Origin of the sequence: Saccharopolyspora spinosa NRRL 18395 (assembly GCF_000194155.1) — a bacterium.
In the GTDB taxonomy this organism is placed as follows: domain Bacteria; phylum Actinomycetota; class Actinomycetes; order Mycobacteriales; family Pseudonocardiaceae; genus Saccharopolyspora; species Saccharopolyspora spinosa.
Window position 1 is genome coordinate 2,289,731 of sequence record NZ_GL877878.1, and the last position, 22,798, is coordinate 2,312,528.

The window sequence follows — 22,798 nt, forward strand, 5'->3', positions numbered from 1 at the left end:
GCCGCCAAGAACTTGGTCATGAACCTCGAAGACGTTAGCGGCCGGGCCAGGTACATGATCAGGGATCGGGACGGGAAGTTAGTTCGGGACCGAGACCTGGTTGAACGGGAGCATCGGTTCCAGCCAAGGAAAGACCACGAACAGCAGCAGCGCGATCACGCCCAGGGCCAGTAGCAGCGCGAGCACCAACTTCGCGCCCAGCGGCCCGGGGAGGTGACGCCAGATCCAGCCGTACATCTATGCCTCCCCGATCGCCTGCAACAACTGGGCATACGTGGCATCGGCCGTCTTCGGGAACTGATTGGTCAGCACCGCGTGCAGGATCAGCCGTTGCCGGTTGGAGAACTGCGGGTGGCACGTGGTCAGCGTGAGCAGTGCGGCCTGCTGTGGGGGCGGCAGGATGTCGGGCGGTTTGTGTGGCACCGGTGCCACGACATCGCCCTCCTTCGGGCTGACGATCTCGCGGCCATAGGTCTCGCCGTATGGGCCGCCGTCGGCCCCCTTCGTCCGCAGCGTGCCGACATGCGCGCACTGCGGTTGCGCGCCCTTCCCGGTCGACCAGTTCGCGATCTCGTCGGAGTGCGGCAGTACGCGGTAGACGAAGAAGTCGGTCTGCGTCTCCACCAGGATCGCGTCGCAGGAGCCCAGCAGGTCCAGGTCGTTGAAGGGCGCACCCTTGCCGACCCGGTGCCCGGCGACCGCGAAGTTGCCTGGTTCGCCGGGCAGCGCGGTGCCCTTGTAGTGCCCCGGCCCGACCTCCAGTGCCGCCGCTCCGGTGCCTTCCTGGATGGTGAAGCGGTAGTCGGCGCCGAAGCTCGGGATGTACAGCTTGGCGAACGCTTTGCCGTCGATCAGTTCGGGATGCGGCTGTCGGCCCTGTGCCCAGTCCCCGTTGAGCGTCGTCGTCGCGCCGGCCTGTTTCTTCGCCGAGAAGAGGTCGGTCACGTACAGCTCATAAACGATGAACAGCAGGACGATCAGCCCAGCGGTGATCAGCAACTCGCCGAAGCTTCGCACGATCTTCACGCCGAGTCCCCCCGATGACTTCTGCGCTTCCAGAATCGTCACGCGTGCTCCTTTCTGAAACTCGCTTACGTTAGCGTGTCGGGTGCAGGGGGTGTACGCGGAGTCGCCAGCCAAGGTGCCCGCTGCCGGGCCGACGCATCCGAGACGTTCTTTTCCCGTTCAGGCGCGGCTTCTCATGCACCTTCTTGATGCTCTTCCGGCTGCTCTTCGCCACCGCGCGCGGGTCGGTGACGCCCATGACTGCCGTGAACCCGGTCTTGATCACGGCACCCGACACGCTGTCCTTGTCCGCCACCTCTTCATCAACCACCTTCTCCTGGTCGGCCACGACGGCCGGGCGCCTGCTGGAGTCGAGTAGATTTCCTTGGGGTGTCAGCCAGGGCGTGTGCAAGGTTGATCTGAGGGTTGCGGCGGGTTTTGTCCAGGTGGGACGCGAGACGAGGGCGCGGTTTCCGGTGGGAGATCAATCGGGTTGTTCAAGCCGTGACGGTCTGTCCAGGAGCCGCGCTCTTGTGTTCTTGGCTTCCCTGGTTCGGGTTGTGCTTGACCGGCCCACCCTCACAGTCGAGTCCTTGCGGGGTCGTGTGACTCCCGGTGCGAAGACGTTCATCGAGTCCGCCTCGGCGGAGAGAAGCCGCAAGTTCCATTGAAATCGAACCTTCGATTTCAATGGAACTTGCGGACCGTCGGCGTGTCGCATCCCGACACGCCGATGCCTGTGGACAACCTCCGCAATTTCAATGGAAATCGTGGGCGGGTACGGACGTGCCAGGACCCGCAGCCTGGAAGGTCTTTGTTCTGGACGGAAACTTGCGAACCGGATATGGCGCTGGCGCCGACCGAACGGCACAGCCGCCGGTATCGAAACGGTCCACCACCTGGCCAACCTGCCACCCACCTGGGCAACCTGCCACCCACCTTCCCGCCCGAAACTACCTAAACCGGATAGGTCAACCTTGCACACGCCCTGGGGTCAGTGCCTCGCTCGTTGCAGCCTGACCGATGGCCACCCGAGTGTGTCGGGATTTCCCCAATCAGCCGGGGATGCCTGACATGTGATTCGGGAAAACCCCTTGCAGGGCTGGCGATGATGGTCCGTCAGGACACGCGATGTGCCAGATGCCGGCTGCCATGTCGAGCAGGCGTTGGGCGACGCGGGTGAATACGCCGGCTGGGGTGCGGCCTCCGTGATGTTCGAGGCCGAGTTGGCCTTTGAGGGTCTGGTTGACTGACTCGATCCACTGGCGTACGCCACCGAGGTTGCCGTTGCGATAGGTCTCGTCCTTGCGGTCCGGGCGCAGCAGACGCACAGCCTTTTCCTCGGTGAGTTCCTTGAAGGATTTGCCGGAGAATCCCTTGTCTGCCAAGAGGACTTGGCCGTCTCGGATGAGTGGGTGGTTGTGGTCGAGCAGCGCGGCGAGGACCTGGCGTTCGCCGATTTTGGGGTGGGCCAGGCACCACATGATCGGCATGCCGTCGCCGGTGCAGACGAGGTAGAGCTTGAGGCCCCAGTAGAACCGGGAGTGGGAGGCGCAGTAGCCGTAGCCGGCGTGCCCGGCCAGATCGGACCGTTTGACGGTTTCCCGGGACATGCCGCAGGGCACGGGGGTGGCATCGGTGATCCACAGATCGTCGAACCAGGACGGGCAGCACGAGGCCAGTATGAGAATGGTTTTGCACAGCAACGGTTCCGCAGATTTGAGCCGTTTGTGATAGCCGGACTGTTTCGGCAGGAAGCGGAACATCGCCCGCCACTGCGGAGTGCTGTGGATATGCCGAATCCAGCGGCGTTCGCTGTGGTAACCCAGCAGTACCTGGGCCACCGCCAGGCACACGAGTTCGCTGTCGGTCAGTTCGGGTCGGCGACCACGGCCGGTACGGGCTGGCGCCACATGGTCGTCGACCAGCACGTACAGTGCTGTCAGGAGGGTGTCTAGGTCATTGCTCACACATTGATCTTGGACGCCCTCCTCCCATGTCCACATCCCGGCCCCACTTCACATGATCTTCACGGAATCAATCATCTAGAGTGCGAGAGCGGCAATCGCTTGCTTGGCAACGGTTCTCGCCTTCACGGTCAGCTTCTGGTTGGTCGTCACGATGATCGCCGCGCCGCCTTTGACCACGGCATATACCGCGCCGCTTTCCGTCGACTGGTAGCCGCCCTGCCAGCCTGCCTGCTCGGTCGCGGGGTTGCTCGTGTCCACCGGCGCCGCCTTGTCGACGAGTGCCTTCGCCACGGCCGGGTCGCCGGAATACACCCGAACGGCGAGTTGGAGCTCCCCGGTGAGCGCATAGAAGAAGCACGCCGGGTGTGGCTTGTCCGCCGAGATCTGGACCTTCGACACGCGCTGCCCGTTCGCGTCGGCCACGAAGGTATTGGTCAGGTAGGGGCACGGCCCGGCGCCGGTGGGTTGCGGATCGGGCGGGAGTTGGACCGGTGTGGCCGTGCTTGTCGGCGTAGTGCTGGTGGGCGGCGTGCCGGTGGGCGCGGACTGGCTTGTCTGCGAGCAGGCCGTTGTGAGGGCGGCGGTGATCCCGAGGGCAAGCATGGTTCGTCGCATGGCCCGCATTCTCCCGACCGAAGACGGGTCGTCGAGTGTGACCCCTCTAGCAGGCTGCGCCTTGTACCGGGCCAATTTTCACGACTCTGCCTGTGGGCTGGTGTTTTGTGGTTTGCTTCAGGCAGGTATTCGTTGATCGCGCCGCCGAGGACTCGATGGCGGCGGGTCGGGGCGTCGAGCGGGATGGCGGCGGCGAGCGAGAGCACTTCATCGGGAGTGTGCACACGGCTGGTCAGCTCAATTGACTGGCGGGGTCTCATCTTTGTCACTCGTACGCGGCGCGGCGACCACCTTGTGGAGCAACATCAGACCGATAAGGCAGCGCGGCTCCTGGAGCTGGCCCGGCCGATGTTCCCGGAACGCGTCCACCTGGTCGAGCTGACCAACCGCGAGCATGCGGTACCCACCGAACTGAACTCCGGCAGAACCATCGCGGAGGTCACGCGCACACTCGTCATATCGTCCACACCGTGTGCACGCAGGTGAAAAGCGTCTACCGCAAGCTAGAGGCGTCCAGCCACGAGGACACGCTGATGCAGGCTTACGAGCTTGGTGGGCTCTGACGTCCACTATGGATCCTGATTCACAACGGTCCACTGTGGTCGACCAGTTCAGTGGAACAGCGTGGCGCCAAGCGGGTGTTGCTCGTCGAAACCGGGGAGGATCAGGAAGGTCGCGCTGGCGGTAGTGGTGGTAAATTCCAGCAGTGCGTCGGAATTATCCATCCGGGTCAGGGTGTTGGTGAATGTTCGTATGTCGTTCTGGAAGCTGATGAAAAGCAGGCCGGGGGCGGGTTCATCGGTGCTGTAGGAACGACGGAGCATGAGGCCGACGCCAACGACGTTGGAGTGCGCTCTGCGGACGTGGGCGTCCGCCGGGATTAGGTAGCGTCCGTCCGGCGTTTTGGCGCCGAGGTCCGGGTCCGAGGTGATGGTGCCACCGGAGAGAGGCACGCCGGTGGCTCGGTACCGACCGAAGACCGCTTCCTGGTCGGCAACGGACAGCGTGGCGAACCGTGGCAGATCGAGTTCCATGCGTCGCAGTACGGCAATGGTGCCGCCGGCGACTGGAGCCGGCCCGGCCAGCCACAGGTCTCGTTGTTCTTGGGCGGTGGTGTGCGGACCCACGATGCCGTCGATGAAACCGAACAGGTTTCGTGGCGCGGTAAGGCCCTGATCTACGGGAATGTTCGAACCGCGACGCCCGGACTGCCGCCAGCGTTCGTGTATCCGGTCACCAGCCTGGTCCAAGAGCGCGGCGGCGAGGATCGGTAATACCAAGGCGTCGCTGGCGCAGATCTGTATCAACAGGTCACCGCCGCGTGCCTGCGGGGCGATCTGCTCGCGGGAGAACTGTGGGAGATCCACGGCGCCGGGCAGGGAAGGATCGACCATGCGCACCAGTCGGGGGCCTACTCCGATCGTCACGGTGAGATCGCCCGGCGGTAGGCCCAGCAGTCGTGCATCCGTACCCGCGGTGAGCGTGCGGATGGCCTGGCCGAGGTCGGCCAATAATGGGCCGACAGCCACGGATTCGCCGAGGTCGGCCACCACAACCAGCAGATTGGGCTGGGCTGGCTGCGGGAGCGTGATGCCCGCCTGATACTGGCCCGTCGGTGACACCGGCGTGGTTGACGCGGGGGCATCAAGTTGGCCCGGCTGAGGGGAGCCCGATTCGCACCCGGCGGCGAGGCCGGCGGTCATCACGGTACCGGTGACACCGAGGAACGCGCGGCGTGACGGGCGATAATCGGCTCGGCTCACGGTAAGGAGAGTGCCATATCCGCCCTCCCACAGGCGAATCCGGCGTCCATGCCAAACTGCGATCATGCCTCGTTTCGGTCTTCGCGTGACAGTCGCGGTGCTGGGTACACTGATACTCCTTTTGGCCGGCTGCGGCGCCGGCGATGACGGATCGGGCCAGGGCCGACGACCGGCCGGTGCGCACGTGACGATCCGAGTGCCGGCTGACGCCCCGACGATCTCGGCTGCGGTGTCTCTCGCTCAGCCCGGTGACCTCGTGTTGGTCGCGCCGGGCCGATACCATGAGTCCGTGAAGATCGCCACGGCTCAAATTACTCTTCGTGGCGAGTTCCGGGACAAGGTCATTATCGACGGGCGGTTGCAGCAGCCGAACGGCATCGTCGTCGCCGCACCCGGGGTGGCCGTGGAGAACCTGACCGTGGAGAACAACACGCAGAACGGGGTACTGGTCACCGGTTCGGCGAAAGCGGTTGCCGGATTACCGGGGACAAGCGGCGGCTACGACACCGGCAACGAGCCCGTCACTTTCCTGAAATCGTTCCTGGTTTCCCATGTGACCGCGACCCGCAACGGGCTGTACGGCATCTACGTGTTCTCCGCGCAGGACGGTGTCATTGAGCACTCGTACACGTCAGGTGCGGCTGACTCGGGGATCTATGTCGGGCAGTGTAAGCCGTGCAATATCGTGGTGCGGTACAACATTGCCGAACTCAACGCGGTCGGTTACGAAAGCACCAACGCCAGCGGCGAGATGTACGTGGTCGGTAACCGTTTTGTCGGCAACCGGGTGGGACTCACCATCAACTCCGACCATCAGGAGAAGCTGCTCCCGCAGCGGGGTTCCGTCGTCGCCGGCAACCTGGTCGCGGGCAACCAGCAGACATCGACCCCCGAGCAGGCCGACGGTGGGTGGGGCATCGGCATCGGCATCGACGGCGGCAGCGAGAATCAGTTCAGCCGAAACCGAATCGCCGGCAATATCAACGCCGGGATGGTTCTTACCGCAACCGCCGACCTACCACCGGACGGAAACCAGATCACGGAAAACACTTTCGCCGCCAACGGCATTGACGTCGGCTGGACGTTTACCACCGCCACGCAGGGACGGGGTAACTGCCTGCACGCCAATGATCTGCGCACGACAGTGCCCGCTCAGCTCACAACGACCGCGTCCTGCCCGGTTCCTGCCCAGTCGCCCACGCCGTCCGGCACGTGGGCGATGCCGAAGGCACCCGGCGGTATCCCGTTCACCGATGTGGCTGTGCCCGACGCGCAACCACAGTTCCCGAACGCCACCACCACCGGCGCCACGACCGTACCGGCCGTACCGGCGCTACCGGACACCGCAACCATCCCTCTGCCGTCACCATCACTGCTCGCCGGCAGTGCACTGGTGCACACATCCTGAGCAGCGGGCTACGGCGGCGGGCTGACGCCGGGTACCGGCCGAACCGGAACATATTCCCCGGTGCCGAAATCGATGACCACCGGCTGCGGCTCGGACGCCACATCGACCTGAACCCGATACATGGTCCCATCCGAGCCGATCCAGTAGCGCACGCTGCCCGCCGTACCAGGCTTGGCACCAGCGTCCGGCCCGGTCATGACGTCCACCTGATGGCCGTCCAACCGATCCTGCCCAGTCCAGGTAGCACCGTTCTGCGGCAGTAGCGCGGCGTTGTCAGGCCGGTCACTGCCGAGACTGAGCGCAATGGCCAACGACGTGTCCAGCGCACTACCGGTCGTTTGCAGCGAACGGCTATACCAACCCGACCCGGGCGGCGATGCCGGTGCTGCCGCCGGGATGTTTGCCATCGGGTGGACAAACACCGTGGCACCCGTCCACTCGATCAACCCGCCGCTGGACGTATCGCGCCCGGTGCCGTGCACCACGCCATAACCGAGTCGGGCGCGGTAATCGATGGACCCTGTGACGACCAACCCACCAGCGGCACTCGGCACAGTGATCGTCACCGCGCGACCCCCCGCCTGGTAATTGCGAAACCGCGTAACCGCCAACCGGTTCGCCTCATCCGAGGACACAACACGTGGACCGGTAGGACCTGAACCGTTACCAATGACCAGAAACGCGACCACCGCCGCACCCGCAATGCCAATAACCGCCGCCACCCAGCGTGGCCGCAGCCATCGACGCAGGCCAGCACCGCACCGCAGGAAACCTTGCCGGACTCTCATGCTCCGCACGCGGCGCGACGCTAACAGGTCCGGCGATGTGCCCCTAAATCAGGGATCTTGGCAGCCGCAAGGCGTTCTGGTTATATGTAGCGGTTCGGGATGATCTTTCGGGGTTGGCGTGTCACCTGAGCTACGAAGCGGCTGTTCAGCCTGAAGAGGGCTTGTTCATCATGACAAGGGGGCAGCGAGCTATGACCCGAGCCAGTAGAGGATCGAAGCGGCTGGTGCGGTTGGGCTTGAGCGTTCTGTTACTGGTAGGCAGCGCCACAGGCCCGATTATGGGGACGGCTTGGGCGGCTGCCGCTTCGGCAATTGACGGCACACTGACGGTTCAGGTGCTGCGAGATTTCTTCGGCACAGGCGTGATCAACACGACAATGGACGTGCCGCAGCAGGGTATGAAGGTTGACGTTACCGACCCGGCTGGCCATCACGTCACCGGCATCACGGATGCCACCGGAAAGTTCGTGGTGTCGCCGTCGACCGTGCTGACCGGCGGCCAGTACCGCGTCGATGTCACTGTTCCGGCTCCCTACAGCAATTATTTGCGGGCGGCGCCGGCTTCTTCCCGGTATTTCGTGCCGATCCAGAATGCCGCTGGTGGGACAGACACCCGGTCATTGGTGGCGTTCGGGGCGAACCGCCGGGGTACGTGTCCCAGCGAGGTAGCGTGTCCGACCACACTCACCACGCAATCCCAGGTGGGCACGACTTTCGGGCTGGCCTACGACAAGTACCGGAACCGACTGTTCCAGAGCCCGGCGGTACGCCCTGTACGGGCCGGATGGCGGTGACGCCATCTACACCGTGCCGGCCGACGGTGGCGGCGTGCCAACCCTGTTCGCGAAGGTGCCGGGCGCCGTGGTGACGCCGCACAACACGGCCGACATGAACAAGGACGCTGGGTTCACCAACGCGCCGGGTAAAGAGAGCATCGGTAGCCTGGCCCTGTCGGAGGACGGCTCGACCCTGTACGCGGTGAACCTGCTGACCCGGACCTTGGTGAGCTTCAATGCGACCGGGGCCACCGCATCAGAACCCAAAGCGGTGGTGCCGATTCCGGACCCGGGTTGCGCGGCGCCCACCGACTGGCGGCCGTTCGGGCTTGAAACGCACAACAACACGCTCTACGTCGGTGGCGTGTGTAATGCGGAGAGCACGCAGAAGCGCACAGACCTGAATGCTGTTGTCTACGCCTACGACGGCAGGCAATTCACCACGGTGCTGACCCAGCCGCTTACTGGTGAGCGCGGTTACGTCTACCACGGTAGGCCTGGCAAGGCCCAGAACAACCACTGGAACCCGTGGAACACCAACCTGTCGACCTGGGACGAATTGCGCTTGGACAACGTCTCCATCAATCCGCAGCCTGAGTTGGCCAGCCTCGCCTTCACACGTGACGGCTCGATGATCCTGGGTTTCCGCGACCGGTTCATGGACGTGATCAGTTCGGGTGGGATCGACCCCCGGCCGGGCAACACCACCCCGGAAACCGGCATGTCCGGTGGTGACATCAACATGGCCTGCGCCAAGCCCACCGGTGGATACTTGTGGGAAGGCACCGGAAACTGCCCCAACCACGCGGACCTTGCCACCGGCGGCGGCCAGAACAGCGGCGTCGTCGAATACTTCCCGGGCGACTACGTTCCGGTCAAGGGTGCCCCGAGCCAGACCCCCGGGGCGCACCAGGAAGCCGCACAAGGGGCGGTTGCCTACATTCCGCAGCAGCAATGGGTCATCAGCACGGAGATGGACCCGGCCGGCAACTACAGCACTGACGGGACCGGTTACTACAACGTCGAGACCGGTAAGGGGCCCGGTAACAACCCGCCCGCCAACGGGTACCAGTTCGTCGCTTCGGGCCAGAATGGATTCGGTAAGGGTGGCGGGCTCGGCGATATCGCCTATGCGGCGGCGAATGCGCCGGTCCAGATCGGCAACGTGGTGTGGTTCGACGTGCCGCTGCCGGGTGCGACGATCAACCTGTTGGACGCCAGCGGCAAGCAAGTCGCCACGACCAAGACCGACGCCGCCGGCGAGTACTACTTCGGTGGGGTCGGCGCCGCCTACGAGCTCACACCGGGTGCGAAGTACACCGTGCAGTTCGACGTGTGTACCGCGAACACCAGCGAGGTGCCAGACCAGCCGCCGGCAACCGAGACCGGGCACATGACTCCAACGTGATCCCGCCGACCACCGGGCAGCTGTGCAACGGATACGCACCTGTCACGGCGCCCGCCAACCCAGGAGGAGTCGATCACACGATCGACGCCGGCGTGTACATCCCACAGGCACCGCCGACGTCCCCGCCGCCGACGTCCACACCGCCACCGTCCACGCCGCCTGCCTCTACGCCTCCGACGACCCCGATGCCTCCCACACCACCCCCATCCAACACGCCGACGGACTCGCTGGCCGACACCGGTATTTCCGGCCTGCCAGAGTTGATCTTCCTCGGCGTAGTGCTCCTCGGTGCGGGCGCGGCATTCGTGTTCGTAAGCCGGAAGCGTCGCGCCAAGCAACGCTGAAAACCGGGTGATCTGCCCGCCTGCGATCCGCCAATGGCGCGGGCGGGCAGACCGCCTGTCGGATGCCCTCGACGAGAACAGCCGCGAGGCCTACTTCGTCGCGGCTAAACAGCCCGTACTTGGTCAGCCCGCGCCAGGCGAATTCGGCTCTCACCGAACGAGCCCAGCGTTCCCCGCACAACCGGCATCCCACCGATCTGGGTCTACTTTTTCGCTTCGCGGCTCCATGAAACAGGCCGTCGCTGCCAAGCGGTTTCGTCACCTCGTAACGGGAGTGCCTCGCCGCTTCCGCCGCCGGCATCTAGCGAGTAGCTCTTGTGCCACACGCGAGAAGCCGCATGGCTGACGGATCACGGCGCCTGAAATGGCTTCCCACTCCTCCAGCGTCATGTCCGCCGAGCGGACCAACCGGCTGCTCCAGAGGAACGAACCCGTCGCGTTCTCCCACGAATGTCGAGGCGGTTTGCCTAGTGTCGGCGGGACCGACATCAGGCGTCCGCTGGCCGGGGGTGTCGATGCCGAGGGCGACCAGCCTTCTGGCGCTGCGCGGTGCGAGCGGCTCGCGATGTCGGCCGGAGGCGGGGTGCTGCAAGGGGGCCCGCGTCGAAACCCGACCGACGGGAGTTTTCTTGATGATCAACCGACGATGGCGCGGGGCGGTCGCCACGATCGCTGCCGCGGGGCTCGCCCTCAGCGCACCGGCGACGGTGCAGGCGTCCGAACTGGACGGTCGTGAGATCGAGCCGGCCGCGGAGCAGAAGACGATGCTGCTGGTGCACGGCTACAACCCGGATCCCCCCACCAACTGCAACGGGTCGACCTGGGACGAAGCCCTCAAGTACTACCAGGAAGCGGGCGGCCGGGATCGTTCCTCGATGCGGACGATCGGCTACTACGAGGGCGACCGGGCATTCTGCGATGACGTGATTGGCGACGGTCAGGCCGACCGCGAGCGGCCCATCCAGGAAATCGCCAAGGACTTCGCCAACTACATCTACAAGGAGTACACCAGCAAGGGCGAAGAGGTCGACATCGTCGCGCACTCGATGGGCGGCCTGATCACCCGCGTCGCAGTGCTCGGCACCCGCGAGGGCTGGAGCGGCTTCCCACCCAGAGTGGCGGTGGACGACATCGTCACGCTCGGTACCCCGCACCAGGGGCTGATCAACGGGTGCCGCAATCCCGATGCGGATCCCGACGACAAGTGCACCCGGCAGTGGAACCAGATGACCCCGGCGGACGAAGGCGGGTCGGGTTTCATCGACAAGCTGCACGAGTCCGCGCCCGGCCGCAACGACCGCGGCTTGGACGATCCGTGGGCCGCCGGGATCGACTGGAGCCTAGTCAGCTCGCTGGAAGACGAAACCGTGTCGTACTACTCCGGCATCGACAAGGGCTACTTCGCGCACCAGAAGTACGGTTACGACGAAGATCTGAACGACAACGGGGTTGCGGACTGCTCGGACCCGAACGTCAGCCACGGCAACCTCCGGCGGCTGACCGGTGCGGGCGGTTACTGCCTCCGCTACTGGCACCACGGGGCGGACGGCGGCCCCTACACCACCGAGAACGGCTGGTCCCCGCTGAAGGTGGCCTTCAAGGCGGTCCACCTACAAGGGCGACGACCTACCGCGGTGACGACCGACCGTGGTGCGGGCCCGATTTCCGCACCACGGTCACATCCGCGCTGCGGCCTGAATCGCATCGGGTGCGATACACGCCAGTTGGTTCACCGGTACCGCGATCAGGTCTGAACACCTGGATTTGACCGGTCAGGGATGCGGCGGGAGCTGGCCCGAGCCTGCCCGCCGATGACCACGCCAACCCCCGCCAGTAGCGCCGCCGAAGTGGCCCAGACTCGGTCGGGGGTTCAGCCGTAAACAACGGGGGGCGGACGGCTGGGCCAAGGCATGCACGGCCGCCGGTGTGGCAAGCACGAAACCGCCGGGCTCGCACCGTCGATCACCCGCTGATCAACCGTTACGCCACCCACCGACATCAACGCGACCGGGCTGCCGCTGGCCGCCCGGCGATGCTCGATGGCCCCCACCGAAGCACAGCGCCTGCGGACGGCTGAGGATGCGGTTAAGCCTCCTCCAAGGCCTCGCCGAAGGCCCGCAGCAGCTGCATGTGCCGGTTGTGCGCCAGCAGATGGCCCGTTCCGATGGTCAACGCCACCGGCCACGACATCAGCCCCGTACTGGCCAGGACGACTACCCCGGTCAGGTAGGCGAGCTCGTTCAGCGGGGGGAGCGGGATCGTCCCCATTCCCGGTACCGCCACCCGTACGACGTGCCTCTCGACGGCGAGCGGGCCTTCACCTGCACGACGTGTGGCACCGGGCGGGGCAGCACCGGTTTCGCTGGCACTCTTCGACGCCGGTGTCGACGCTTTCGTCCGGGCGGTCGTTGAGCTTGTCATGGTTGGTCCTCGATCCTCGGGCGCGGACGGCAACGCCGTTTCCGCCGGGGCGCGAACGCCATAACCATCCAGCGGACTGCCACGCCCTCACAGGGGCCAAGGTCCGTTCTGCACGACCGCTCGTCGAAGCCTGGGCTTCGACCGACCAGCACGGCGCGGAAGCAGGGGCTGTTCGAGATGCAACGGCCCCTATTCGCGCCCTGGTCTCAGGACTGCCAGTCGGGTTTCCGGTCTCGGCGGGGGCCGTTCGAAGCGGTAGCGCTGGGCTAGGTTCCCCCGCCGTGCTTCGAGGGCGAGGTTCATGTGGTGCTCGGCGCGTCGGGCGCGGTTGTCGAGGTCTTCTTCGGTGCACTGGTTCAAGAACATGGTCGGGCTACCTGGTGTCGGGGTCTGCGTGCGGCCGTCTTCGGGGTCACGCACTCAGTCGATGTTGCGGGACGTCCGCGCCGATCGCGGCGCGAAGCGCATCGTGGTGCGTACGGTGCACCGTCCGGGCCCTGTCCGGACCAGGGTTGGCTCGGGTGCCCTCCTGGTCGCAGATCCAAGTGCCCATGAACAGGTTGCGGTACACGTGTGGCCGTTGGGGTTGATGGGTGGAGGAGCGTGGCTCGCGTGGTCGGAACGCGAGGATCGCGGGAGCCCCGGTGGGCGTCGCGGCGCTGGTTCGGGTTGCGTACATCGGGGTGGTTCCTGGGTTGCGGGTCGGTCAGTACTGCACCAGCTTCGCCCGGCAAGGCCCCGGCAACTACGGGAGTACTACGTAGCGACTACCTATTTCCATCTCGGGACTTTCTCCTCTGCACCGGGCGCGCCTCGCGGTGCCGAGCGCAGCCCACCGTAGCGTGGCCGTTCACCTGCGGAAACGGATGCCCGGCAGGTAGCCTCGGCGGCAGAGGTCGAGCCGTGGCTGAGCAACCCGGGGGGCCGACATGGCAATTAGCGATGGACAGCGGATCGAATTATTGCAGCGCCGCACGATCGCCGAGCACGTCGATGCGGAGAACTCCCACGACTGGCTGCGCGTGTACGGCACATTCGTCCAGGACGAACACGCCTTCTACGACGTCGTGCCGCTGAGCACGCGGTACGAAGGGTTCCAGGGCGTTCAGGACTTCTACCAGGTGCTGGAAACAGCCGTTCCGGATTTCCGGGTCACCGTGAACGCCGAGTACGACACGCCCGGCTCCTCGGTCCGCGAGGTGACGATCAGCGGGACGCACCAAGGTGACTACTGCGGCATCCCCCCAGCGGGGCGGCCGGTCCTGTTCGAGCTGGCCGCGTTCTACCTCTTCCGCGCGGACGCCCCGGAGAAGCTGCTCGCGGAGCGCATCTACTTCGACAACGAGACCGTGTTGCGCCAGATGCGCGGCGAGGAGAACGCGCCCACCGGAATCGGACTGGCGTCCGCCTGACCGTCCGCCTGACCGCGCGTCGGCCGCTAGGTCGTGCTCTCGGAGTTTCGTTGTGCCGCCAACCAGGTCGCGATCTGGGTGCGCGAGCCGAAGTCGAGCTTGGTGAGGATGTGCTCGACGTGCGTCTCCGCGGTGCGTTGGCTGATCACCAGTTGCGCCGCTATCTCCTTGTTCGACATCCCCTCGGCGACGGCTTCGGCGACTTGGAGCTCCCGGCGCGTCAGCGGCCAGCCCGGACGTTGCCCGCGGGCTTCCGGGGGCGCCACGGGAGCCGATCGGGTCTTGCCCCGCATGGCCATCGCGAGTCCCTGCTCCAGCGGCAGCTTCGCGGTTTCCGCGAAGATCTCGCCGAACGCGCTCTCCCCCAGCGCCGCGCGGGCCTCACCTTCAGCCTTCTTCCGGTAGTCGAGCAGCTGCTGCGAACCCAGCAGCGGAATCCCGACGAGCGGCCAGATGCGTTCCAGGACGCCGAACAGCCTCGCGGCCTGGGCGTGTTCGCCCAGGGAAACGTACGACCACGCCAGGACCTCGACCGCAACTCCGAGGCCGAAGAGATCGTTGAGGCGTGATTTGAAGCCGATGCTCTCGCGCAGATCCGCGACCGCGGCGTTGGGATCGCCCCGCATCCAGCACGCGAGGCCTCGAACCACGAGCGCCCACGACCGGGTCCACGATTCGCCGACCTCGGCCGTGATCCGCAGGACTTCCGCGACATCCGCCGTCGCCTGGTCCGGCTCGTCCTGCAAGCACGCCACCAACCCCGCTTGGAACAACGACATCACCATTGGGCTGGTCATCGTGTCGTGCGCGCGGTGCCGCGACCACGCCTGCAGGCACAGCTCGCGCGCCTCCGCCAGTTCCCCCTCGGCCATCGCGGCGACGCCCCTCAAGTGCATGCCGAAGGCGGCCAGGCCCTGATCCCGCAGTTCTTCGGCAAGGGCACTGCACCGTTCAGCCGTAGCCCGCCCCCACTCCAGGTCGCCCTGGTGGGAGGCCAGCCAGCTGCAGACCCACAGATCCGTCGCCCGGGCTTCGGTGGGCCGCGAATCCAGCGCCAGCAGGCGGTCGAGCCACTTCCGCCCCTCCGCGATGAACCCGCAAGCCGTCCAGTAGAACCACAGCGCTCCCGCCAGGCGCAGCCCCGCCTGCACCTGCCCGGGCTGCGTTGCGCAGAACTCCAGAGCTGCCCTCAAGTTGTCGTGCTCGGCAGTGATGCGCGCGCGCCACTCGAGCTGATCCGGACCGAACCATTCGCGAGCGCATCGTTCCGCCAGGCCCAGGTACCAGTCCCGGTGCCGTTTGCGGAGTTGCTGCTTCTCGCTCTCGCCCAGCAAGCTCAGTCCGTACTCGCGGACGGTCGCCAGCATTTGGTAGCGCGTGCGGGTAGCGGTGTCGTTCCCGGCGGGCACCTCCGTGCGGATCAGGATCGACTTGTCGACCAGCGACGCCGTCAGATCCAGAACCCGCTCCGGTGTGAGATCGGCACTGCTGCAGACGTCCTCCGCGGCCTTGAGATCCATCCCACGCGCGAAGACCGACATCCGTGCCCAGAGCATGCGCTCCTCTTCCGAGCAAAGCTCGTAGCTCCAGTCCATCGTCGCTTTCAGCGTTTGATGCCGCGCCGACGTGCGGCAGCCGCCGGCAAGCAACCGGAAGCGGTCCCCGATTCGGGCCAGGATCTCGTCCACCGAGAAGAACCGCGTGCGGGCAGCCGCCAGCTCGATCGCCAAGGGGATCCCGTCCAGCTCCCGGCACAACTTCGCGATGACGACCTCATGGCCCCGCACGCACTGGAAGCCCGCAGCCGAGGCGCGCTCGACGAACAGGCGAACCGAGTTTGGCATCTCCGCGCCCCTGAGCCGCTCCACCTCGGATGGGTCGGGCACCGGCAGGGTGGACACCACGAGCACGTGCTCGCCGTACACGTCGAGGGGCTGCCGGCTGGTGGCCAGAACGCGCAGCGCGGGGGCGACGTCGAGCAGCACGGTGCACGCCTTTACGCACCCGCCCAGCACCTGCTCGCAATTGTCCAGCACGATCAGGATGTCCTTGTCCCGGACGTAATCCGCGAGCACGGCCTCCACGCCGCGGGAGGACCAGTCCTGGATGCCCAATGCCTGGGCGATGGTGTGCACGACCAGTTCGTCCTCGTGCACCTCGGCCAACTCGACCAGCCAAGCGCCGTCCCGGTAGGCCCGGCCCAGTTGTACTGCCGCGCGCAGCGCCAGCCGGGTCTTGCCGACACCGCCGACTCCGATCAAGGTCACCATCCGGGAGCGGGACAACATTTCCCTGACATCGGCGATTTCTTGCCGACGCCCAACGAAACTCGTCCGCTCAGCGGGAAGGTTACCCACACGCCTGTGTGTCGTACGACCGGCCACTACGGCCCCAGAACGAGAAAACAACACAACGCGAAATTCCACCCGCCAGCCTACGGCCGCTTCGCGCTCAAAGCGAGCGAGCAGCCGGGCGGCACGAGCATGTTCGACGGCAGCGGTGCGGTCACGAGACGGCTTCCGACACCCTTCCGACCACTCGCCGGGCGAGGTCGTGTGCCAGTTGGTGATCGCGGCACAGGTCCCAGGCAAGATCGCGGGCTACGTCCTTGGCCAGGTCCCGCGCGAGATCGCGGGCCAAATCCCTCGCCAGGTCCCGGGCGAGATCGCGGGCCAGGTCCCGCGCGATGTCACCGCCATCGATTTCGCTCACCTCGACAACGGGGGCGGCCTCGGCAGGCCGCGGCACCGCGGGCAGCAACGCGACCGCTGCAGCGGGCACGGTGGTGAATGCGATCTTGCCGAGAATGCGCATGAGCAGCGGTCTCCGGATCTTCGAGAGCAGTACCTTTCCGATCTTCGTCCGGTGCCTTCCGGAGCCACATCGCTGGATCGTGTATCGACCATCCCCCCAGCCGGCTGCCATGCCGATCTGGCGCTGGTCGGATCCGCTCGGCCGTGGTCGTCCAGGGCCATCGACTTGGCCGCCTCGTCGATCCCGGACCGATCCTGGCGCAGCCAGCAGTGGCGCTCCACCGCGCCGCGCACGCACTGCTCGTCGACAATCCTGCGAAATCTCCCCACGACGTCCAAAAGGCTTTCGCTCAATGGAAACCGCAGTGGCGCAGAACCTGCAACCGCCGGGCCGCTACCAGTCGCCTTCGCGTGCGTACGGGCGGCTCCAGAGGGCTACTTGTAGCGTTACCGCCTTGAACCAGGCCTCGTACATGCGGTCGACGTCGTCCCGGTCGTGTCCTTTCGCGCTCAGGAACGGGCGGATCGTCGCCGTGATCGGGTAGATGAACGCGATGATGTGGCGGAGCGGTACGCGATCGACCGCGTTGACGTGGTCGGTCTGGTCCTTCTTCGCCTGCGTGTGGCGCAGCGCGATTTCGTACTGGTAGTCGAGCCAGACATCGTCGTACGGACGCCTGCACGTGTCGAGGATCCACTGCTCGAACCGGGCCCGGACCCGCTCCAGGTACTCCGGGTCGGGCGCGCCACCGGCAGGGGCGAAGTACGCGACCAGGTGCGGGTGCACGGCGACGTAGTCGTACCAAGTGGCTACGACGTCGCCGACCTGATCCTCCAGAACGTCTCCGGCCAGGCGCAACGCCTGGTCGTCACCGTCCGTCCACAACAGCGTTTCCTTCAGCGCGTCCAGCTCGGCCGCCGTGACGGGCGAGTGCTGGACCTGTGGCTCGCCGTAGGTGTAACCGGGGATGCTGCCTGTGGTGCCCATCGGGTGCTCCCTGCGCTCGACAACCCATCGCTTCGGGCGTACCCGCATTCCCGCGTCTTATCGCCTCTCCGCCGCTCCGGCGCGGGGCACGAGTACATCTACGCCGACTCCCTGCGCTACCAGCACGCGCCACTGCTGCCCCATCTTCATCAAACGGAACAACGCCATCGTCCAACTTCAGGCAGCCACGCGCGGCGACGCAACCCGTCGACAGCCCACAGCGGAGCGCGTCTGGCACCAGTCCGTGCGCCGGTGCGTACGTGATCGCGGCGTCGACGCCGGGTCGCGTTCCTTCCGCTCCTCGGCAAAGGGATCGAGCGAACGTCCGCGTCTTCGGTCCCGATCATCCTGTTCGGACTCGACGGGCTGTGCCTCATCGCCATCTGGTGGCTACTGCGGCAACGCCGCGCACGGCTCGCGGAAGCACCCGCATCTCCGGCCCAGTCGTCGAGGTGACTCAAGCCCACCGGCCCGTGTGCTGGGCCTGCGAACCGCGCTCGACGGGGTTCGAACACGATGGCGGATTCGCCCTTTAGGGGACCTTAGGCCGGTGAACGACGCGGCTGTTGCGGGGACCATGAACCGTGCACGGCCGTGCGGTCCGGTTGCACGACGCGCGGTTGCGCAATCTCCTGGATCTGACCGCGCAGCACACCGACGCCACCCGCAGGGTGGGTCCGACGCACGAGGATCGAACATGAGGTCGCCGCTGAACCGGACGAACGCCGAGCCGTCCCGCGTTCCTGCGGTGCGCACCGGTGGTCGTCGTGCACGACGCGTTGAGGCTCCCGCAAGGGCCGCATGCACGCGCCGCTCACTTCCGTTCGACGCACCGCCGCGAGGAGAATCACGATGACCACCACCGCGATCCCAGGCTTGGACCAGGCGCCGACCACCCACGGGCCGCTGCTGGAGTGGGTTCGGGAGGTCGCCGAGCTGACCACCCCGCAGCGGGTGGTGTGGTGCGACGGCTCCGACGAGGAGTGGCGGCGGTTGACCACCGAGCTCGTCGCCGCGGGCACCCTGGTCCGGCTGTCGGCGAAGCCGAACTCGTACCGGGCCGCGTCCGATCCCTCCGACGTCGCGCGCGTCGAGGACCGCACCTTCATCTGCTCCCGCCGCGAGGAGGACGCCGGGCCCACGAACAACTGGATGGACCCGGGGGAAATGAAGGCCGTCATGACCGGGCTCTACCGGCGCAGCATGGCTGGCCGGACCATGTACGTCATCCCGTTCTGCATGGGCCCCCTGGACGACGACAACCCGAAACTGGGCGTGGAGATCACCGATTCCGCCTATGTGGTGCTCTCGATGCGCGTGATGACCCGGATGGGCGTTGGGGCGCTGGGGAAGTTCATCGGCGCCGACGGCCGCGAGCGCGAGTTTGTCAAGGCCCTGCACTCTGTCGGATCGCCGCTGGAACCCGGCCGGGCCGACGTGCCGTGGCCGTGCAACACGACGAAGTACATCAGCCACTTCCCCGAGGAACGCGCGATCTGGAGCTTCGGCTCCGGCTACGGCGGCAACTCGCTGCTGGGCAAGAAGTGCTACTCGCTGCGGATCGCCTCGGTCATGGCCCGCGACGAGGGCTGGCTCGCCGAGCACATGCTGATTCTCAAGCTCATCTCGCCACAGGGCACCGTCTACTACATCGCCGCCGCTTTCCCCAGCGCCTGCGGCAAGACGAACCTGGCGATGCTGCAGCCCACGGTGCCCGGCTGGAAGGCCGAGACGCTCGGCGACGACATCGCCTGGATGCGCTTCGGCGACGACGGGCGCCTTTACGCCGTCAACCCCGAGTTCGGGTTCTTCGGCGTCGCCCCGGGCACCGGCTACCACACCAATCCCGTTGCCATGCGCACCATCGAGCAGGGCAACACCATCTTCACCAACGTGGCGCTCACCGACGGCGGCGACGTCTGGTGGGACGGCATGACCGAGCAGCCGCCGGATCACCTGACCGACTGGAAGGGCCGCGAATGGACGCCCGGAACCGGCGAACCTGCCGCTCATCCGAACTCCCGGTTCTGCACCCCGATCGAGCAGTGCCCGATCGTCGCGCCGGAGTGGGACGACCCGCGGGGAGTGCCGATCTCGGCGATCCTCTTCGGCGGCCGGCGGGCCACCACCGTCCCGCTGGTCACCGAATCCCGCGACTGGACGCACGGCGTCTTCATGGGCGCAACGCTGTCCTCGGAGACCACCGCCGCGGCCACCGGCAAGGTCGGCGTCGTCCGCCGCGACCCGATGGCGATGCTGCCGTTCATGGGCTACCACGCCGGCGACTACTTCGGGCACTGGCTGCACATCGCCGAGCACACCAACGCCGCCAGGCTGCCGAAGATCTTCCACGTCAACTGGTTCCGCCGCGGCGAGGACCGACGATTCCTGTGGCCCGGGTTCCGCGAGAACTCCCGCGTGCTCAAGTGGATCGTCGACCGCATCGAGGGCACCGCCGACGCCGCCGACACGCCCGTCGGGCTCGTCCCCACTGCGGCCGACCTCGACCTGGCGGGCCTCGACGGCGATCCCGCCGACGTCGACGCGGCACTCGCGGTCGACACCGACGAATGGCGTGCCGAGATCCCGATGATCGAGGAATGGTTCGCCGGCATCGGGGAAAAGCTGCCCGCCGAACTCCGCAACCAACTCGACGTGCTGCGCAAGCGCCTGGCCGCCGCCGATGGCCGCGAATGAGTCGTCAATGTCCACAATGGTCATCAGGGCACATGGGCGGGTCCTCGGGCATTCGAGTGACTGGTGGGGCGGAAGACAACGAGTCGGACACGGGCGCTCGGTCCCCTTGACAGCCTGAGTGCGGGATTGCAGGCTTTCGGACCAGTTGGTTCAGTGGCTTGGCCAATGGAGGCTGCCATGCCGAACGGCACCGATTCCCGTCGGACCCACCGCCGCCGCGCCGTGATCGCCAGCACGGTCGGCACGACCATCGAGTGGTACGACTTTTTCCTCTACGGGACCGTGGCCGCGCTGGTGTTCCCGAAGATCTTCTTCCCGGGCTCCTCGGCGAGCGCCGGCGTACTGGAATCCTTCAGCACCCTGTTCGTCGGTTTCGCCGCGCGGCCGGTCGGTGCCGCGATCTTCGGCCACTACGGCGACCGGATCGGACGCAAGGCCACCCTGGTCACCACGCTGCTGCTGATGGGTATCGCCACGGTGCTGATCGGCCTGCTGCCCGGGTACGCCACGCTGGGCGTGGCCGCGCCGATGCTGCTGGTCGTGCTGCGGATCATGCAGGGCATCGGCGTCGGCGGCGAGTGGGGCGGCTCGGTGCTGATCGCAATGGAGTGGGGATCCGCCTCCCGCCGCGGTCTGATGGCGAGCATGCCGCAACTCGGGGTACCGCTCGGCCTGCTGCTGTCCACCGCCGCGGTGGGTGTGTCCAGCGCGGTGAGCGGCGACGCGTTCGAGTCCTGGGGATGGCGGGTGCCGTTCCTGCTCAGCGTGGTCCTGATCGGGGTCGGGCTGTGGGTGCGGATGCGGGTGCTGGAGAGCCCCGACTTCGCCGAGGTCAAGAAGCAGCAGGCCGTCGAGAAGCAGCCGGTGTGGGCCGCCATCCGCAAGCACCCCAAGGAGATCCTCACCTCCGCCTTCGTGCGGCTGGCCGAGCAGGCGCCGTTCTACCTCTTCATCACGTTCGTGCTGACCTACGGCACGAAGCACCTGGAGATGCCGCGCAGCGAATTGCTCAACGCCACGCTGGTCGCCGCCGCGGTCGGCCTGATCAGCGTGCCGCTGTTCGGGCACCTGTCGGACCGCTTCGGCCGGCGGCTCATCTACGGCATCGGCATCGTCTGCACCGGCTTGTATGCCTTCCCGTACTTCGCCCTGCTGGACACCAGGTCTTCGGGCCTAGTGCTGCTGGCCATCGTCGTGTCACTGATCGTGCACGACATCATGTACGGCCCGCAGGCGGCGCTGATCGCGGAGAGCTTCGGCACCAACATCCGCTACAGCGGCGCCGGACTCGGCTACCAACTCGCCTCGGTCATCGCCGGCGGCCCCGCGCCGCTGATCGCCGCCGCGCTGCTGCAGTCCACCGGCACCAGCGTGGGGATCAGCTGGTACATCGTGCTGTGCTCGGTGATCTCGCTGATCGCCCTGCTGCTGATGCCCCGCCGCACGGTTCCGGCTTCCTCCGACTCACCAACCACCTCGGACCGGCTGGAGGCATGACCTGCCACGCGCACCCGGCTCCACTGCGGCCGGGCTGCGCTCGCCCACGCCAAACAACGTCCACAGTGGACAATTCCAGTTGCGGCGTCATTCCCTACGCGGGGATTGCGGTCACCACCAGTGCGCCGAGGGCTGCTCTCGCTCGGAGGCCTGAAGTGAACGGACCATTCACGCCAATAGACGAGACAACCGGTCCGTTCGCTTCATCCACTCGACGTGGGCCTTGCACTGCGTGGCTTGCACCGTAGTCCTCGCAGCCCGGGCAGAAGCGACGCTGGATGACCGGACTTCCTAGACCCCACAAGTGGATGCCCGGTGGGAAGGACTGCCAGCCGGACATGACAGAGCCTCCGCACCGATACGGGTACATCCCCGGTTGGTGCGGGGGCTCTCTTCGTGTCCCGCCCTAACTAGGCGATGGCCGCACGCACGTGGTCGCGAAGGGGGCTCTGCAGGGCATCGACGCTGAGCCAGTCGGCTCCGGTCACTTCCTCGGTCTGCAACGCACCCACGTCGCCGCTGGTGCGGAACAGGAACCGGAAGTCGAAGTGGTGGTGGTCGGGTTCGCCCTTCCCCGGGTTGGCGGGGATCCGGTGAACGTCGACGTGGATTGGATCTTCGCCGTCCTCCGACACCAGCTCCAGATTGAAGCCGGTCTCCTCGCTCAGTTCTCGCAGCGCCGCGCCACGCAGCGACTCATCACCGGATTCGAGGTGACCACCAGGCAAGAGCCAGCGGCCGAGCCCCTTGTGACGGATCTGCAGGACCAGACCGTCATCGTTGACGAGGACGGCGCCAGCCGTGGCGTGCCCACGGAACTCCTTGCGAGGCGTGATGTCCACGCCCGCGTCGAGCAGGTCCGTGACCATCTTGAGTTCGTCAACGTACTCGGGTCGGACCGTCAGATAGGTCTTGACCGTTTGGGAGATATGTTTGCTTGTGATCGGCATCTG

The 22,798-nt window shown here is 66.3% G+C and carries 21 protein-coding genes; 8 read left to right on the top strand and 13 right to left on the bottom strand.

The window, feature by feature from the left end:
* Positions 1-78 precede the first annotated feature (78 nt).
* The 6 genes from SSPN_RS57630 to SSPN_RS0111460 form a co-directional block, all read right to left on the bottom strand.
* Entirely contained in the window at positions 79-237 is a 159-nt protein-coding gene (locus tag SSPN_RS57630) for a hypothetical protein (protein WP_010694616.1), read from the bottom strand.
* On the bottom strand, positions 238-1,068 hold the full coding sequence (locus tag SSPN_RS0111420) for a class E sortase (protein WP_010694618.1): 831 nt from the start codon (positions 1,066-1,068) through the stop codon (positions 238-240).
* A gap of 28 nt (positions 1,069-1,096) precedes the next feature.
* Positions 1,097-1,402: a DUF6918 family protein gene (locus tag SSPN_RS43455; protein ID WP_237710629.1), complete on the bottom strand. Its 306-nt coding sequence runs from the start codon at positions 1,400-1,402 to the stop codon at positions 1,097-1,099.
* A gap of 658 nt (positions 1,403-2,060) precedes the next feature.
* Positions 2,061-2,975 carry an IS982 family transposase gene (locus tag SSPN_RS0111435; RefSeq protein ID WP_010694622.1) on the bottom strand — a complete coding sequence of 305 codons (915 nt, stop codon included), beginning with the start codon at positions 2,973-2,975 and terminating at the stop codon, positions 2,061-2,063.
* A 75-nt stretch (positions 2,976-3,050) separates the two neighbouring features.
* Positions 3,051-3,590: a DUF2020 domain-containing protein gene (locus tag SSPN_RS0111440; RefSeq protein WP_029535221.1), complete on the bottom strand. Its 540-nt coding sequence runs from the start codon at positions 3,588-3,590 to the stop codon at positions 3,051-3,053.
* 611 nt (positions 3,591-4,201) lie between these two features.
* On the bottom strand, positions 4,202-5,419 hold the full coding sequence (locus SSPN_RS0111460) for a Dyp-type peroxidase (protein ID WP_237710515.1): 1,218 nt from the start codon (positions 5,417-5,419) through the stop codon (positions 4,202-4,204).
* Between the two features lie 19 nt (positions 5,420-5,438).
* On the opposite strand from SSPN_RS0111460, the gene SSPN_RS0111465 reads away from it, so the two are divergent.
* Complete coding sequence (locus tag SSPN_RS0111465) at positions 5,439-6,761, top strand: right-handed parallel beta-helix repeat-containing protein (protein WP_237710516.1); 1,323 nt, start codon at positions 5,439-5,441, stop codon at positions 6,759-6,761.
* A gap of 8 nt (positions 6,762-6,769) precedes the next feature.
* Here the strand turns inward: SSPN_RS0111465 and SSPN_RS0111470 are convergent, their stop codons facing one another.
* Entirely contained in the window at positions 6,770-7,327 is a 558-nt protein-coding gene (locus tag SSPN_RS0111470; protein WP_237710517.1) for a hypothetical protein, read from the bottom strand.
* A 446-nt stretch (positions 7,328-7,773) separates the two neighbouring features.
* On the opposite strand from SSPN_RS0111470, the gene SSPN_RS59585 reads away from it, so the two are divergent.
* Both SSPN_RS59585 and SSPN_RS59590 read left to right on the top strand, forming a co-directional pair.
* On the top strand, positions 7,774-8,343 hold the full coding sequence (locus SSPN_RS59585) for a hypothetical protein (protein WP_010694636.1): 570 nt from the start codon (positions 7,774-7,776) through the stop codon (positions 8,341-8,343).
* Positions 8,344-8,377: 34 nt separating this feature from the next.
* On the top strand, positions 8,378-9,733 hold the full coding sequence (locus SSPN_RS59590) for a hypothetical protein (protein WP_237710518.1): 1,356 nt from the start codon (positions 8,378-8,380) through the stop codon (positions 9,731-9,733).
* A gap of 73 nt (positions 9,734-9,806) precedes the next feature.
* On the opposite strand, the gene SSPN_RS59595 is transcribed toward SSPN_RS59590, so the two are convergent.
* Entirely contained in the window at positions 9,807-9,971 is a 165-nt protein-coding gene (locus SSPN_RS59595) for a hypothetical protein (protein WP_010313784.1), read from the bottom strand.
* Between SSPN_RS59595 and SSPN_RS59600 the strand changes: the two genes are divergently transcribed.
* Both SSPN_RS59600 and SSPN_RS0111480 read left to right on the top strand, forming a co-directional pair.
* The gene (locus SSPN_RS59600; protein ID WP_237710519.1) at positions 9,919-10,077 is read left to right on the top strand and encodes an LPXTG cell wall anchor domain-containing protein; all 159 of its coding nucleotides are present in this window, start codon (positions 9,919-9,921) and stop codon (positions 10,075-10,077) included. The two genes, SSPN_RS59595 and SSPN_RS59600, sit on opposite strands and share 53 nt — an antisense overlap.
* 632 nt (positions 10,078-10,709) lie before the next feature.
* On the top strand, positions 10,710-11,831 hold the full coding sequence (locus SSPN_RS0111480) for an esterase/lipase family protein (protein WP_010694644.1): 1,122 nt from the start codon (positions 10,710-10,712) through the stop codon (positions 11,829-11,831).
* Positions 11,832-12,162: 331 nt separating this feature from the next.
* Here the strand turns inward: SSPN_RS0111480 and SSPN_RS43465 are convergent, their stop codons facing one another.
* Positions 12,163-12,345: a hypothetical protein gene (locus tag SSPN_RS43465; protein ID WP_010694646.1), complete on the bottom strand. Its 183-nt coding sequence runs from the start codon at positions 12,343-12,345 to the stop codon at positions 12,163-12,165.
* Between the two features lie 1,082 nt (positions 12,346-13,427).
* Here SSPN_RS43465 and SSPN_RS0111490 point away from each other — a divergent pair.
* Positions 13,428-13,910 (top strand): ester cyclase, encoded by a 483-nt coding sequence (locus SSPN_RS0111490; protein ID WP_029535224.1) that lies wholly within the window; start codon positions 13,428-13,430, stop codon positions 13,908-13,910.
* A gap of 26 nt (positions 13,911-13,936) precedes the next feature.
* On the opposite strand, the gene SSPN_RS0111495 is transcribed toward SSPN_RS0111490, so the two are convergent.
* The 3 genes from SSPN_RS0111495 to SSPN_RS0111505 all read right to left on the bottom strand — a co-directional run bounded on the left by SSPN_RS0111495 (position 13,937) and on the right by SSPN_RS0111505 (position 17,651).
* Positions 13,937-16,198, bottom strand: a complete 2,262-nt coding sequence (locus SSPN_RS0111495) for an ATP-binding protein (RefSeq protein WP_010694649.1) — start codon at positions 16,196-16,198, stop codon at positions 13,937-13,939.
* Between the two features lie 217 nt (positions 16,199-16,415).
* Complete coding sequence (locus SSPN_RS53670; RefSeq protein ID WP_158309556.1) at positions 16,416-16,724, bottom strand: hypothetical protein; 309 nt, start codon at positions 16,722-16,724, stop codon at positions 16,416-16,418.
* A gap of 333 nt (positions 16,725-17,057) precedes the next feature.
* Positions 17,058-17,651 (bottom strand): protoglobin domain-containing protein, encoded by a 594-nt coding sequence (locus tag SSPN_RS0111505; protein WP_010694653.1) that lies wholly within the window; start codon positions 17,649-17,651, stop codon positions 17,058-17,060.
* A gap of 852 nt (positions 17,652-18,503) precedes the next feature.
* Here SSPN_RS0111505 and SSPN_RS0111515 point away from each other — a divergent pair.
* The gene (locus SSPN_RS0111515) at positions 18,504-20,348 is read left to right on the top strand and encodes a phosphoenolpyruvate carboxykinase (GTP) (RefSeq protein ID WP_010694656.1); all 1,845 of its coding nucleotides are present in this window, start codon (positions 18,504-18,506) and stop codon (positions 20,346-20,348) included.
* A 177-nt stretch (positions 20,349-20,525) separates the two neighbouring features.
* A complete protein-coding gene (locus SSPN_RS43470; RefSeq protein ID WP_010694657.1) occupies positions 20,526-21,845 on the top strand; it encodes an MFS transporter in 1,320 nt (439 codons plus the stop codon).
* 410 nt (positions 21,846-22,255) lie between these two features.
* On the opposite strand, the gene SSPN_RS0111525 is transcribed toward SSPN_RS43470, so the two are convergent.
* The gene (locus SSPN_RS0111525) at positions 22,256-22,795 is read right to left on the bottom strand and encodes an NUDIX hydrolase (protein ID WP_010694658.1); all 540 of its coding nucleotides are present in this window, start codon (positions 22,793-22,795) and stop codon (positions 22,256-22,258) included.
* Positions 22,796-22,798 lie beyond the last annotated feature (3 nt).